Here is a 13,416-nt window from a genome sequence, read left to right on the forward strand (position 1 = left end):
TACCGTAATCCCCCCGAAGGCGCACCGCACAGCAGCTAATCAATTTTCCTAGAAACGCCGTTAATTATTATTCGGCACGGGACGGAACGGATAAAGGAAATTCAACAGGGGAAAAAGATTCCGCGATTGTACCCAGAGCTTACCCTTGCCACTGAAACGACAAACTAAGCCTTCTCCGCCGAGAATCCCTGTGCGCAGGCTCCGGAAAGATAAGCCCCCAATCATTTCCACGTTGTATTGCAGCGTATCCTCAAAGGCGACAATGTAGCCCGTATCCACCACATAATCCCCCTCTACAGGAATTTCAATGATCGCCCCGTAGGAACTAAACCAAAAATCCCCCTGGCCCGATGCCCGCAGGAAAAAGATCGATTCCCCCGTAAAGAAACCCTTCAGCCCCTGGAATTTGGTGTCAAGATCCACCGAGGGACTAGAAGCCACAAAGCCCGAAGACTGCACCATTAAACTTTTAGAACCGTCCAAATGGTAGTAGGTCACATCCCCCGGCACCCCTGGCGAGATATAGAGTTCCCCGGCAGTATTTCTGGCAGTAAATTCACTGATAAATAGGGATTCTCCACTGAACATCCGCCCGATGCCCTTCATCAAGCCCCCCCGCATCTTCGACTTCATCTCAATGTTGGCATCCATTGCCGCCATCGCCCCCGCCTCTACGAGCAGGGTTTGGTTGGGCGGTAAGGTCACAATGAGCGAGGCATAGGAGGGATTATTTTCAACGCGAAATTCAAACTGAGACATAATTTTTAAGCACTTTCAGCACTGGCTTCAAAGGACAACTTAACGGGGTGGTAATTGGGAACCAACCAGGGAACCAAAGGCTCCGGGATTGTGGGTTTGGCAGTACAGTTTGCCCTTACCTCGGAAGCGACAGACTAACCCTTCTCCACCGAGGAATGCCCCAATCCAAGAGGGATTTGCTTTACCCACGGTGAAGCTCAGGCTCTTTTCAAAAGCAACGATATGGCCTGTATCCACGACGTATTCGCCATCCACATCCACTTCGTAAATGGCCCCAAAGGACGTCACCAGCAAAGGCCCTTGGCCACTGATGCTGAGCCAAAAGATAGATTCCCCTGAAAAGAAGGATTTAAAGCCTTGCCAACCAAGATCAATGTCCACATTGGGGCCAGAGGCAAGGTAGGAAGAGGCTTGGACAACAAATTCATCGCCCCGCATTTCGTACAGGAGGAGATCACCCATCAGCTTGGGGGCAAACCAAATTTCACTATTGGGTAAGGGCGCCCGAAAAACGCTCAGAAAGAGGGATTCTCCGGCAAGCATCCGTTTTAGCCCTCCCATGATGCCGCCCCCTTTGCCTTTGCGGAGGGTCGTGCTGGCATTGATATTGCCGCTCATGGCAACCATGGCGCCGGCTTGGGCAATGATTTCTTCCCCAGCGTCGAGGGTGACATGGGCGATCGCATTATCTGGTTGATGTAAGAGTTTAATTTCCATAGCTACCCCCTAACGACATTTTGGACGTAAAAAGCCCACAAGACCTGACACACTCCGCGATTGGAGGTAGATTCGGCCACGGCCTTTGAGTTTATTCACCAGGCCTTCGCCGGAGGTGAGGGAACCAAATAAGCCCCCAGACATCCGGATATTCATGGTGATGCCTGGATCGTAGGCAACGAGGTGGCTGTTATCGACGATAAATTCCCCCGCAATTTGTCTTTCGATGATGCCGCCATAGCACCCGTAAAAGACCCGGCCACTACCTGTGAATTGCAGTTTGAAGAGGCCTTCCCCCGCAAACCAACTGGCAAAGCCAGCCCAACGGATTCCCATTGTTGCGCCGGGGGTATGGGCAATGTAAGCACCGGGCTGAAAACAGATCGGCCCCTGGGACAAATCAATGCGGTGGATATCACCCACCATTGACTGGGTTAAAATGACGGTCTGGGGCCGCTGACTTGTGTTGCGATAAACATTCACAAACAGGGATTCTCCCCCAAATAACCGACGGAGAATCGCCGGGAAAAATCCCCCCGAAAATTCAGTTTTCATTGAGATTCCACCATCCATGCTTACCATTGCACCGGATTCGGCTGTGACCTGTTCGCCGGGTTCGAGGGTGACAAATAGACAAGCAAAGGCGGGTTTATAGCGGATTTCGTATTTCACCGTGACTCTACCTGATAAGAGTTTGAATAAACTAGCCCAATACAAGCTAATTCCCCTTATTTTTAGCAGGGCAATGGAAGTGAAGAAATGTTTGTTAAGGTTGCTTAATATTCAAGGAAATCATCCTCGACAGCGGCGATCACCTCAAAATGTTAAGATATGTGAAGAAAGTCTCATTTTTAAAAATATCTATGTTTTCTCCAGAACCCGCCGATGAAAAGCAACTTTTAAAGGCTGTACTGGCCCCGCTTTTGGATGATTTTCTTTATTGGTTTGACCTATCTTTAACGGCCCTCGAAAAAAAATCCTTAAGTTTTATGGCCCCCGCCGAGCAGGAAGACCTCATCGCCCGCATTCGCCAGGCCCAGGGGGAGGTAATGGCGACCAAGTCTCTTTTCCAAGCCACCGATGGCAATGCTGGAGTCGATGTTCAGGTGCTGATGCCCTGGCACCAATTGGTTTCTGAATGTTGGCAAGTGGCCCAAAAGCGACGTCAGTTAGAAGGAGAGGCCTAATTATTCGATACTGGATTATGCTTGGCCCTACCGTAAACAATCATGCCTGTGACGTTTGAATTGGCCCCTTGGCGATCGCCCCTAGCCCGGGCCTTACACCGGAATAAAAGTCAGCCCCACCACCGCTTTTTTCAGTTGGCCACCATAACGCCGACAGGAAAACCCAGGAATCGCACGGTGGTTTTTCGGGGGTTCCTCGAAGGAAGCAATGACCTCAAAATTATTACGGATCAGCGCAGTGAAAAAATAAGTCACCTCACTACTTGCCCCGATGCCGAAATTGCTTGGTATTTCACCAAAACCCGGGAACAATTCCGCTTTAGTGGTCAGATTAAGCTGGTTACAGCAGCAAGTCCGCCATCACCGCTAAATCGCGCTAGACAACAGACCTGGCAAGCCCTTTCGGATGCGGCCCGGGCTCAATTTCTCTGGCCCCAGCCTGGCGATCGCCGTGGTGAAAATTTAGCTGATTTCCAGCCAACCGCAGTGAATGATCAAGAGCCTGTTTCTAATTTCGTGCTTCTCCTGTTTCAGGTGACAAAGATCGATCACCTCGAACTGCGGGGCAATCCCCAAAATCGCTTTTTGTATGACCTCACAGCCGACGGTACTTGGCAGCAAAAAACAGTTAATCCCTAGGGGGCAGAAAGCCATATTTTTGTAAAATGGCCTGACCTTTTCGACCCAGAATAAAATCGATAAAAAGTTGTCCTTGGGTTTGCTTGGGTGAGACTTTAATTGGGGCGATCGCATACAAGATTGAACTTGTTAATTCTGGCGCAAAAGATTCAATCACTCGCAAATTAGATTGCTGGAAAATATCTGTTTGATAGACAAACCCCGCCGTTGCCGATTGATTTTGGACATAGGTTAAAACTTGCCGCACGTTCTCCCCAAAAACTAATTTTTGGGACTGCTCTAGGGTTTGGTAAAGCTGGGGATATTTTTCTAAAAGATTGGCGGCATATCGTCCCGCTGGTACTGTTTTTGGATTACCCAGGGCAATTTTTTGAACATCCTCACCCGCTAAATCTTCCAAACGATTCAGTTGCGGTTGGCTTTGTTGATTTTGAATCAGAACGAGTTGATTTTCCGCAAAAATTTGGACTGCCTCTGCTGCGACAAACTCTTTTTGGGCCAAGGATTCAATAGGTTCCAAGGCCGCACTAGCAAAAATGTCAATGGGAGCTTGTTGCTCGATTTGCCTTTGCAACGTCCCGGAAGCAGCGATATTAAATTGAATTGAAATGTCTGGATACTGTGTTTGAAACTCGGTGCGAATCTCTGCCATGACATCGGTCAAGGAAGCGGCGATCGCCACCACTAAAGTTTGCCCAGAATTACCAAAAGTACAACCATGTAGACTGATTACAAGGGCAATGCTTAGACCCCAAACAAAATGTGGCAGTTTGAATTTCATCCCACTAAGGCACTACCTAAACCCTGGAACATCAACCAAGATAGGAAAAAGTTAGCAATAAAAATCGCTAGTAGAGATGTAACAACAGCCGTTGTTGTCGATTGTCCTACGCCCTTTGCTCCCCCAGTTGTTGTCAAGCCCCAACTGCAGCCAATGACGGCAATTAAGCCCCCAAAAACAACAGATTTAATCATTGCACTGATAATGTCCCAATATTCTAAAAAACTCTGGGCCGAGTTGATAAAAATAGACTGGGGAATTTGATACAAATTTATGGCGATGATTAACCCGCCAGCCATCCCCGTGAGGAGCGATAAAACAGTCAATAAAGGCAACATCAAACAGCAGGCCAAGAAGCGGGGGACGACCAAATAATCAATGGGATCTGTGCGTAAAATATGCAACGCATCAATTTGTTCAGTGACGCGCATGGTGCCAATCTCCGCTGCAAAGGCCGAGCCGACACGCCCCGCCAACACCACCGCCGTTAATACAGGGGCTAATTCCCGGGACAAGGAAAGACCTAAAACGCCCCCCACCGCCGTGCCTGCGCCGAAGTAAATAAATTCCCGCGCCACCTGGATGGTAAATACCATGCCGACAAACCCAGCCGTGACCAGGGCAATGAGGAGGGAATCAGGCCCCACCGCCGCCATCTGTTCAATGGTAATGCGTCGGTTGAAACGCCCCCGCAGGAGATGTACGATGACTTGCCCCCCTAGAAGGGTTGCGGCAACTAACCGCTCAAACCATTTCCCAAGGGAACTTTTTGATCTGCGTTGGCTGGTCATAGGTGATCGGATGGGACAACTGAAAATTAAAAAAAAGGCAAAGGGAAAAGGCGATCGCCAAACTTTATGCAAATTTTATGGGCACTAACGCCATTGCCAAACCATATTACGCCTCATCCGTGGATTCTATGCGGAATCGCTCCACAGAAGCCAGGAGATCCCGGGCGATGCCCACCAACTTTTGTAACGATCCGGCCACCCGTTGGGATTCTCTAGAGGTTTCCTGGGCCGTTAATTCTACCGATTGCATGACCTGGGCCACAGCACGGGAATTTTCCCGCTGTTCAACGGTATCCGCCGTAATCGAACGCACCAGAGCATCAATGCGGTTCGAGACCTGAATAATATCCTCTAGGGATTGTTTCGCCTGCTCAGCCCGTTTAGTCCCGTCAATAACCTGCTGGGTGCCCTCCTCCATTGCAATCATTACCGAGCTTGTTTCACTTTGAATTTGTAAAACAATTTGCTCAATTTCCTTCAGGGCTTTGGCAGAACGGTCTGCCAACTGACGGACTTCATCGGCGACAATCGCAAATCCTTTACCAGACTCCCCTGCCCGGGCCGCCTCAATGGACGCATTTAACGCCAGGAGGTTCGTCCGGGACGCAATCTGGGAAACCACTGCAACAATTTTAGAAATTTCCTGGGAAGATTCGGCTAGACGTTTTACCTTGCGGGCTGTTTCGGCCACCGTTTCTCGAATCTGTAAAATCCCCGCCACGGTGTGCTCTACGGATTCTCCCCCCTTGAGGGCCGTACTCGAAGCAGTTCGGGCCACCTCCTCCGCTTCCCGGGCATTTTCTGCAACCCGCTGGATCGAATCGGTCATCATCTGTACGGAGTTGAGGGTAACGGCCAATTCTTCAGCTTGACGGAGAGCATCACTGGATAGACCCCGGGCAAAGGATTCACTATCGGCAGCATTTTTATTCACCTGGCGCGCCGCTTGTTTAACCTGTTGAACAATTTCCCGGAGATTTTGAATGGTGAGGTTAAAGGCGTCGGCGACGGCCCCTAAAACATCGGCTGTGACCTCTGCTTGGACGGTAAAGTCTCCCCGGGCGGCCCCTTCCACATCATCAAGGAGGCGGATCACCTGGCGCTGGAGGTCTTCTTTGGACTGTTCTGTTTCTTCGGCTCGCCGCTGGGCCTCACTGGTGGTATTTAAAATAACCCGGGCCATTTTATTAAAGCCCGTGGCTAAGGCACCAAACTCATCCTCCGCAAAAACCGTTGCTTTGACATTGAGATTCCCCTGGGAAACCGCGTCGAACTGGTTTTGTAGGTTGTCAGTGCTACGTTTGATCTGCCGAGTTGTTAACTTCCCAAAAAAGAGGGTCGTACCAAAGCTGGCTGCCCCGGCCAATAAGCTGGTGAGTAAACCTGTTTTGGCCACGGGCCAGAGGGTTTGGGGCCGTTGTTCAGCTGGGGTGGTTTGAAATACGCCCACTGTCACAATCAAAGTGGCGATCGCCGATGCGGCAGCAGCGCCAGTCGCAGTGAACAATTGTTTTTTCTGGAGAGGCACATTTTCAAACCAAGCCAAATAACCCTTGGGGTTTTCCGCGACAATTTCCTGGGGTTTATCAGAAACAGTAAAATCTGTCCCTAGACCGCCAGAGAGACTATCTTCCCCTAGGGTGATAAATAGGCTGTCGTCTTCGGTGAGGCCCAATTCTTCGGGAAAATCATCAAAATTAAATTCCCCTGAGGTCGTCGGTGTTTCTAGGGGCGCTTCAAACAGACCTGTATCTGGCATTTTTTGGTCATCATCGAGAATATCCGAACCGAGATCACCAAAATCATCTAGATCCTGTTCGTTGAGAATGCCAAATTCCTCTAAAAAGCCCCCTTCATCCTGTTTTGGTAGCGCTTCTGGTTCTTCATCAAATAGTTCTGCCCCAAGGCTACCCAAGCTAATTTCATCGTCAAAATCTGCCGCCTCATCAGGGGAGAGGGAGTCAGGTGCAAAACTTGGGTGCGCTGGCTCATCAAATGTCAATGCGTCTGCATCGGCTAAAGGAGGATTTTCGAGCCAAGTGGGGGACTCACCTTCAAAGCCGAGTGGTGCAGTATCTACTGCATCAAAATGGTCTTGATCTGCTGAAATTCTGCCATTTTCCTGGGTCGGTGACCAATCTAAATCGAAAGGAGATGTATCTTCGCTCCCTAGGAAATCTCCGTCTTCTTCTAGGCCGGCTGCACTGTCGAATTCAACCAATTCGTCTTCGTTAAATTCAATGAATTCGCCAGCCTCTGCCTCGAAAAAAGGATCATTAAGGGACTGATTTAAACCTGGTTCAGGGGAGCGATCGCCGGGGTGGGGCACTAAAAAAGTTTCTTCATCTTCCGGGAAATTTCTCAAGGGCAACTCTGGTTCTGCCCATTGTTCTGAATAATCATCCGCCGAAATTGGTTGTTCCCCCGCTGCTGTGACAAAGTTTTCTGGGGAGTTGTATTCTGCTGCAACCGGATAATCTTCTGGCTGGGTGAGGGTCGGCTGTCCACCGCTGGTTTCCCGGTGACCATTGACTTGATCGCTGTAGGCATTGACCTGGGTCAAACCTTGGCGAGCATATTCATGGTAATCCCGCTGGTTAGTGACATCCAAAACCCGATGGTAGAACGCGGAAGCCCGCCCTAAATCTTGTAAACCAAGGGAAATATGGCCACTCAAAAGCAGTAAATGGGGATCGTCCGGGTAATCTTTGAGTAACCGATTGGCGATCGCCTCTGCTTCAGGCAAATTATTCTGATAATAGGCCTTCTGGGCCTCAGCATACTCCTTTGAATAATCAGTGGTGCTGGGCGGCATCGGGTTCCCTCCTGGACTGGCACATTTTTAGGATTATCTTACTGAGCGCTGCACAAACTTTTTAACGGATGCAAAACGTATTTTTAATGTAATCTACTTTCTCGCAGATCACAGCACCACCGCAGTAAGTATTAACACCCTTATGTTGCCCAACGGGCCGATTTTAAAATCGCCACATGGTCTAATAAATGCCAAGATTTACTGGCATCATCACCATCCGTCCAAATCCCCCGGACGAATGGGGCCATAACATCCGACAGATCACTAAGCTGAATCTGCAACGTTTCCGCGGCAAGCCACTGCATCCCTTGCATTTCTTCGACGGCTAAACCCAGGAGCATGTCTTGATCTTCTATGGCAATCACCGGAATTTCGGCACGGTCTGTCCGTAAGGGAGCACTATCGCCCAAAAATTGCCCCAAATCTGCCACCCAAATAACCTGACCCCGGAGATTAATCGTCCCTAGCAGCAGTGGCGAAACATTGGGAATCGGGGTAATCCGATCCGGTGATTGTTGCATCACTTCACGGATGCCAAACGCCGGCAGCACAAATCCAGTCCCTGAAGGAAGCTGAAACTTGAGGTGTAACTCCCCTTCCGGGCTTTCTAAACCCTGTAACTGGGTTTCTAAGGACGTCAGGTTTTGTTGTAAGGAACTGTCATCAGGTGTAGACATAGATCGAAAGAAAACAGACAATTCAGGTTTCGCCAAAAACGGCTATTCCCCAGGGCTTAACTTACTTTTTATTGCTGCGTAGGAGTTGCTTGATGGTGCCAATTAACTCCGCTGGCTGAAAGGGTTTCGCGATATAAGCATCGGCTCCCTGCTTCATGCCCCAGTACCGGTCAAATTCTTCCCCCTTTGAAGAGCACATCACAATGGGGATATTTTGAATTTTTGGGTCGGATTTGAGGCGACGACAGAGTTCGTAACCGTTCATCCGTGGCATAACAATGTCGAGCACAATTAAGTTGGGCAGGGTTTCAGCCGCATTTTTAGCCATTTGACTGAGGGTTTCTAACGCCTCAAGACCATCACCGGCAACATCCACTGTCAAGCCGTTGCCTTTCAGTAATTCTGAAATCATTTCCCGTTGAGAGAGGCTATCCTCAACAACCAAAATTCTACTCATTACAAATGTCCTAGCAATAAAATCACCGGCGTAATAATCACCGTAGCATCAACATTGTCAAAAACATGCCCTGGGACGGACAGACTTTAATTTATCAGGGAGGGGGATTACAAAATGTTTATTTCTTGAAAAATTTCTGGGGAATTGCCGTGAATCTTGGTATTCAGCAAGGGTGCGATGGGGACTAAGGGTTAGGCCATCGCCATCATAGCTTGTTTTTTCACTCCGGGGGCGATCGCCTGGGGAGATCTGCACTGGCTAATGGTTTGGGAGATATTTTTCTAGCAGGGTTAACAACTCCTGCTGACCGAAGGGTTTTGTTAAATAATCCGTTGCCCCAGCAAAATCTGCCTGAATTCGGTTAATAAACTGCTCTTGCCCCGTCAGCATAATGATAGGAACGTTTTGAAATCGCTTACTGTGACGCAGCATCATACAAATTTCATGGCCATCTAGGTGAGGCATGGCGATATCACAGAGAATTAAGTGGGGCACCTCAGCAAAGGCCGCTTGAATTGCCTCTAGGGGATTTTGGACGAGGTGCACTTGATATCCCTGGGTGCTAAGGATTTGCTCTACGGCTTTACCGATGGTGAAGTCATCATCAATGCAAAGAATTCGCCAGGTTTGATGAGACGACATTTCACTGGGACGTGACAAACTTTGGGGAGGGAGAGGATCTAGAACTTGGAGCCAACCTTTTTGGATATAGGGAAGCAAGGCTCTCGCAAGGGCAACGAGGTCACGATTGAGGTAACGGGCCAGTTGGCGGAGGGTTGTTTCTCCAGTAGTCCACTGGGCTAATTTTTGGTAGGCGATCGCCGGTAGCGCGGCGGCAAGTTTTTCGGGTTGGGCCAGCAGTAAACGTTGTTGGGGAAATTGAATCTGGGGATAGAGTTGCTTCCATTTTTGGACTTTTTTAACCGTCTCGAACAGCAATGAAGTCACTGCATAGGTGCTTAGCTGTGGCCCAAAGGGAGTCCCCAACTGAAAATTAAAGTGACCCTGGTGGAGACTCAGGAGATCAAACAAAGTTTCTTGCACCATTGCCTGGAGGATATGCCGCGCTTGATCAACAGTAATTGTTTGGGTTTCTAAAAGTCGCCATAGGGCTGCATATTCAGGAATTGTAGTTTCGGCGATCGCCCCCCGATCAAGATCCTCTAGCTTGTGGGTGAGATGGTAATGGACAAGGTAATCCTGCAAACGGTGCATCTGGGGAGAATAGTCATCAGTCCCGTAGACAATTTGACCATTCACAAAAAAGACCAACCAGGTGGACAAAGGCAGCGATTGTTGGGAACGCGGCGCTTGTGGAAACTGCCAACTCAGATCATCCACTGTCCCCGATGGTCGAGCTTCGATCCACAATTGCCCAGTCCGTTGTCCCAGCTCAAGGAGCTGCAAAATACTACGGAGATCAATTTCATTGAGAGTCCCTTGCATACTTTTTTGGGGATCATTGGGATCATGGGAACAGGGCGATCGCCCTTGGATTTAAAGCTTAACTAATCCCAGGCGCAATTCACTGTCGTGGACAAGTATCAAGACTAACTGGCCTACCATTTTCCCTTTAGGGTAAGACAAGTCGTTCGTTGCTATGTCAGAAAATCACGAAAAATTACACTCCTAGCCAAGAAGATTAAGCCAGTACAATGATCTTCTAAAATCATTGAAGGTGAGTCAACTCCAGTCGTAAGTGCCCCCTTGACCATGGGTAATCCTAAAAATGTTTCGTGATGGCAGTCCTCCGGTCAGTCCCAACCAATGGCGATCGCCTAAGGCTTTAAAGTTAGGTCACCTACGCACTACACTCTATCCATGACTCATCACCACTTCGCTCAGGCACTAGCAGTTTCAGGGGGAATACATTCACGTGCTATACCTTGCAGAGGTCAAAAAAACGAAAGGATTCATGGGAAGCAAGACCGAAATCAAATTGCTTGCCTGTGAACGTAATGATCGCAGTTGGAGCACGGTGCCTGGGGAAGAATTAGTCCCTGCCGATGAATTGAGTAATTTCAATGACGGAACCCTCGTGGTCGTCAATCTTGGCAATAATCGGACGATTCAAGGCTCCCCCGAAATTGCCACAAACCGCCTTTTGACGGTGCTCCAGAACTTTTCTCGCCTCATGGACAAATCCAAATCCCAAGAGGAAGAAATTGAACAATGGCGGCAGTCCTTGACCTACCAAGCCGATGAACTCAATCGTCGCCAGGAGGAAATGAATAGTCGCCTTGACCAAATTGAAGAAACCGAAGCCGAACTGCAAAAGCTCCAGGATGAAAAACTAGCCTTTGAAAAACTCAAGGCCGAGGCCGACGAAATTAAAGCAGAATTTGCCCGTAAGCAAGCAGAATTAGAGGGTGCCTGGCAGCAGCTCCGGGGAGAGCAACAACGGCTAGCCAATCTCCAAGAAGAAACCGATGGGCAGGGATTAAGCTCGGTGATCGCCACAAAAATTCAGCAAATTCTCGTCCAGTGCCAAAGTAATAATGCCCCCACAGACGAAGTACGCATCCAACTAGGTGAGTTGCTCGACGAACTCACGCAACAGGAAGAACTTTTTCAAACCTTCGCGCAATATCCCCAACAGCTTCAGGAACTAGAGACCCAACTCGCGGCGATCGCCACCCAAGTCCAGACCGAAACCACCAACGTTGAAGAGAGACGCCAAGCCCTAGAAAACGCCAAAACCCAACTCCAGATCCAACGGCAACTTCTACAGGTCAAACAAAGCCACCTCAACCAATTGGCTACATCACGTCAGCGCCAAGAAGATATGCAGGATTTGCTCAATAATCTCGCTGCCGGAATGGGGGGCATCGAGCACTATGGGGTGGATTTAGCGGCGATCGAAGCCATGCCCCTCGGAGAACTCGAAACCACCGTCGAGAAACTGCGGGACGATTTGGATAAGCTAGTTCGCTTTGTCAATGACCAGGAAGAAGAACTCACCCTCCAACATGAGGCGGTAGGAGAAATTAAAGCGTCTTTGGCGACAGTTGAACCAGACAACGTGATGGAACTCCAAGAGCTCGAAGAAGAACTCAGGGACGAAGAAGAAAAATTAGGGATGCTCAACCAGACTTTAGTGGGTCAGCGACGCACCCTCCGGGAACGGCAAGGGGCATTGCAACAGCATTTACGCATTCTCAAGCGTCGCCAGGGGATTATTGAAGTAGAAGCCGAGCAAAATATTGATCTGAGTCCGGCGATCGCCTACCTCGAAGATTACCAGGAGGAAGACGAAACCCAAAAGCAGAAGCTTGAAGCAGAAATTGAGGCGATGCACCATACGATTCAGCAGCTTGAAAATATCCTCATGCCCCAGGAACGGGAGTTAGCACAACAACAAAAGGACCTAGAGCAAAAACAAGCTGAATACGAAGCCAAACAGCGGGAACAGGCGCAATTACAGGGAAAAATCCAGCTTTATCAAGGGGAGTTACTTCCACTCAAGGACACCTTAGAGAAAATTATCCAGTCTCTCCGCACCCTAGAAAATTCAATCCATCAGTTCCTTAAGGTCAACGAACAACAGCAACAGCTCGCCCAGGAACTCGAACAAACCATGGCCGAGGCGACTTACTCTCCGTAGGACTAATTAAATTTACACAGATAAAAGCGCATCACCAGTGGCCAAACCAGCGGCGATCGCCCCTTCGATCCCATTTCCCAAACACCAATCTCCACAGGCGATCAGGGGAGAGTCCGTGGCAAAACGATAATAGGCTTGGCCATAGTTCGTTGCAGGGAGAGCATAGCGCCAACGCTGGATTTGCCACCATTGGGGTGTCGGTAAGGTAAGAAGATTTTGCAATTCATCCAATAGCGTGGTGGCGACGGGGGTTAAATCCGCTGTCTCTAAATAATTTTGGGCAAAATTTCCCGTCGTTTGACAGACCAGGGTGAAGTTCCCAGGCGATCGCTTTTGGCTTTCGTAGCTAATTGTGCGCCATCGGGGATGTTGGGTAAGGCGGAGTGCTTGCCAGGGAAATCTCCAGTCAAACTGGTCATAACCAACCATGAGAGAGAGGGCTGGAGTATAGAAAATTTCCGCAAGGCGATCGCGCACGGTAATAAAAGAATAAGTGAGTGTGATCACCTGGGGCAGGGGCAGCGCTAAAACCACCTGCCTCGCGCAGACGGTTTCCCCTTGTTCAAAGGTCAGCCGCCAATGACCTGGGCGTTCTTCGAGGTGGATCAGGCGTTGACTCCGATGAATTGTTAAATCTTGAGCTAAATATTTGGCGATCGCCGTCATTCCCGCTGGCACCATCCACTGTTGTTCCCCCGCAAGGGTTTGCCAAATGTCTGGATCAAGGCGATCGCTTGTTGCCACCGACCAGGGTTTTAAAAGATCGGCTGCAACTAAAGTTTCCGTTAAAGCCGCTGTATGGGCTCCTAAAATCTCCCAGTAGGGTAAACCATGGTCGAGGGGCTGTGCTGCAATCCGTCTGGTTGCGAGGCGACCACCTACACCACGGGATTTATCGAAAAGTGCGACCTGTTGGCCTGCTTGTTGCATCTTTCGGCCACAATGAATCCCTGCTAAGCCTGCCCCAATAATCGCCACATCCAACATTT

At 49.3% G+C, this 13,416-nt stretch carries 13 protein-coding genes; 3 read left to right on the forward strand and 10 right to left on the reverse strand.

The window, feature by feature from the left end:
• Positions 1-60: 60 nt before the first annotated feature.
• Genes AWQ23_RS07005 through AWQ23_RS07015 form a run of 3 tightly spaced genes read right to left on the reverse strand, consistent with a single transcriptional unit; the run spans position 61 to position 2,148 of the window.
• On the reverse strand, positions 61-759 hold the full coding sequence (locus AWQ23_RS07005; protein ID WP_062433810.1) for a TIGR00266 family protein: 699 nt from the start codon (positions 757-759) through the stop codon (positions 61-63).
• Positions 760-798: 39 nt separating this feature from the next.
• The gene (locus tag AWQ23_RS07010; protein WP_012306985.1) at positions 799-1,476 is read right to left on the reverse strand and encodes a TIGR00266 family protein; all 678 of its coding nucleotides are present in this window, start codon (positions 1,474-1,476) and stop codon (positions 799-801) included.
• Positions 1,477-1,485: 9 nt separating this feature from the next.
• Positions 1,486-2,148: a TIGR00266 family protein gene (locus AWQ23_RS07015; RefSeq protein WP_062436573.1), complete on the reverse strand. Its 663-nt coding sequence runs from the start codon at positions 2,146-2,148 to the stop codon at positions 1,486-1,488.
• Between the two features lie 191 nt (positions 2,149-2,339).
• On the opposite strand from AWQ23_RS07015, the gene AWQ23_RS07020 reads away from it, so the two are divergent.
• Positions 2,340-2,663 (forward strand): DUF2605 domain-containing protein, encoded by a 324-nt coding sequence (locus AWQ23_RS07020; protein WP_012306987.1) that lies wholly within the window; start codon positions 2,340-2,342, stop codon positions 2,661-2,663.
• 42 nt (positions 2,664-2,705) lie between these two features.
• Positions 2,706-3,302: an Npun_F5749 family FMN-dependent PPOX-type flavoprotein gene (locus tag AWQ23_RS07025; protein WP_062433814.1), complete on the forward strand. Its 597-nt coding sequence runs from the start codon at positions 2,706-2,708 to the stop codon at positions 3,300-3,302.
• On the opposite strand, the gene modA is transcribed toward AWQ23_RS07025, so the two are convergent.
• The 6 genes from modA to AWQ23_RS07055 form a co-directional block, all read right to left on the reverse strand.
• On the reverse strand, positions 3,292-4,083 hold the full coding sequence (gene modA / locus AWQ23_RS07030; RefSeq protein WP_062433817.1) for a molybdate ABC transporter substrate-binding protein: 792 nt from the start codon (positions 4,081-4,083) through the stop codon (positions 3,292-3,294). The two genes, AWQ23_RS07025 and modA, sit on opposite strands and share 11 nt — an antisense overlap.
• Entirely contained in the window at positions 4,080-4,874 is a 795-nt protein-coding gene (locus AWQ23_RS07035) for an MlaE family lipid ABC transporter permease subunit (RefSeq protein WP_012306990.1), read from the reverse strand. Before AWQ23_RS07035 ends, modA begins: the two co-directional genes overlap by 4 nt.
• A gap of 106 nt (positions 4,875-4,980) precedes the next feature.
• Entirely contained in the window at positions 4,981-7,689 is a 2,709-nt protein-coding gene (locus tag AWQ23_RS16325; protein WP_062433820.1) for a methyl-accepting chemotaxis protein, read from the reverse strand.
• Positions 7,690-7,829: 140 nt separating this feature from the next.
• Positions 7,830-8,366, reverse strand: a complete 537-nt coding sequence (locus tag AWQ23_RS07045; protein ID WP_030006571.1) for a chemotaxis protein CheW — start codon at positions 8,364-8,366, stop codon at positions 7,830-7,832.
• A 61-nt stretch (positions 8,367-8,427) separates the two neighbouring features.
• Positions 8,428-8,823 carry a response regulator transcription factor gene (locus tag AWQ23_RS07050; RefSeq protein WP_012306993.1) on the reverse strand — a complete coding sequence of 132 codons (396 nt, stop codon included), beginning with the start codon at positions 8,821-8,823 and terminating at the stop codon, positions 8,428-8,430.
• A gap of 258 nt (positions 8,824-9,081) precedes the next feature.
• Positions 9,082-10,269 (reverse strand): response regulator, encoded by a 1,188-nt coding sequence (locus tag AWQ23_RS07055; RefSeq protein ID WP_062433823.1) that lies wholly within the window; start codon positions 10,267-10,269, stop codon positions 9,082-9,084.
• A 430-nt stretch (positions 10,270-10,699) separates the two neighbouring features.
• Here AWQ23_RS07055 and hmpF point away from each other — a divergent pair, with 430 nt between their 5' ends.
• A complete protein-coding gene (hmpF, locus tag AWQ23_RS07060) occupies positions 10,700-12,427 on the forward strand; it encodes a pilus motility taxis protein HmpF (RefSeq protein WP_062433826.1) in 1,728 nt (575 codons plus the stop codon).
• 12 nt (positions 12,428-12,439) lie between these two features.
• On the opposite strand, the gene AWQ23_RS07065 is transcribed toward hmpF, so the two are convergent.
• On the reverse strand, positions 12,440-13,414 hold the full coding sequence (locus tag AWQ23_RS07065; RefSeq protein WP_062433829.1) for an NAD(P)/FAD-dependent oxidoreductase: 975 nt from the start codon (positions 13,412-13,414) through the stop codon (positions 12,440-12,442).
• Positions 13,415-13,416: the final 2 nt, after the last annotated feature.

It is taken from the genome of Picosynechococcus sp. PCC 73109 (assembly GCF_001521855.1).
Classification (GTDB): Bacteria; Cyanobacteriota; Cyanobacteriia; order Cyanobacteriales; family MRBY01; genus MRBY01.

Coding starts and splice junctions, on each gene's coding strand:
- AWQ23_RS07005 (WP_062433810.1), bottom strand. CDS start 759: ATGTCTCAGTTTGAATTTCGCGTTGAAAATAATCCCTCCTATGCCTCG.
- AWQ23_RS07010 (WP_012306985.1), bottom strand. CDS start 1,476: ATGGAAATTAAACTCTTACATCAACCAGATAATGCGATCGCCCATGTC.
- AWQ23_RS07020 (WP_012306987.1), top strand. CDS start 2,340: ATGTTTTCTCCAGAACCCGCCGATGAAAAGCAACTTTTAAAGGCTGTA.
- AWQ23_RS07025 (WP_062433814.1), top strand. CDS start 2,706: ATGCCTGTGACGTTTGAATTGGCCCCTTGGCGATCGCCCCTAGCCCGG.
- modA (WP_062433817.1), bottom strand. CDS start 4,083: ATGAAATTCAAACTGCCACATTTTGTTTGGGGTCTAAGCATTGCCCTT.
- AWQ23_RS07035 (WP_012306990.1), bottom strand. CDS start 4,874: ATGACCAGCCAACGCAGATCAAAAAGTTCCCTTGGGAAATGGTTTGAG.
- AWQ23_RS16325 (WP_062433820.1), bottom strand. CDS start 7,689: ATGCCGCCCAGCACCACTGATTATTCAAAGGAGTATGCTGAGGCCCAG.
- AWQ23_RS07045 (WP_030006571.1), bottom strand. CDS start 8,366: ATGTCTACACCTGATGACAGTTCCTTACAACAAAACCTGACGTCCTTA.
- AWQ23_RS07050 (WP_012306993.1), bottom strand. CDS start 8,823: ATGAGTAGAATTTTGGTTGTTGAGGATAGCCTCTCTCAACGGGAAATG.
- AWQ23_RS07055 (WP_062433823.1), bottom strand. CDS start 10,269: ATGCAAGGGACTCTCAATGAAATTGATCTCCGTAGTATTTTGCAGCTC.
- AWQ23_RS07065 (WP_062433829.1), bottom strand. CDS start 13,414: ATGTTGGATGTGGCGATTATTGGGGCAGGCTTAGCAGGGATTCATTGT.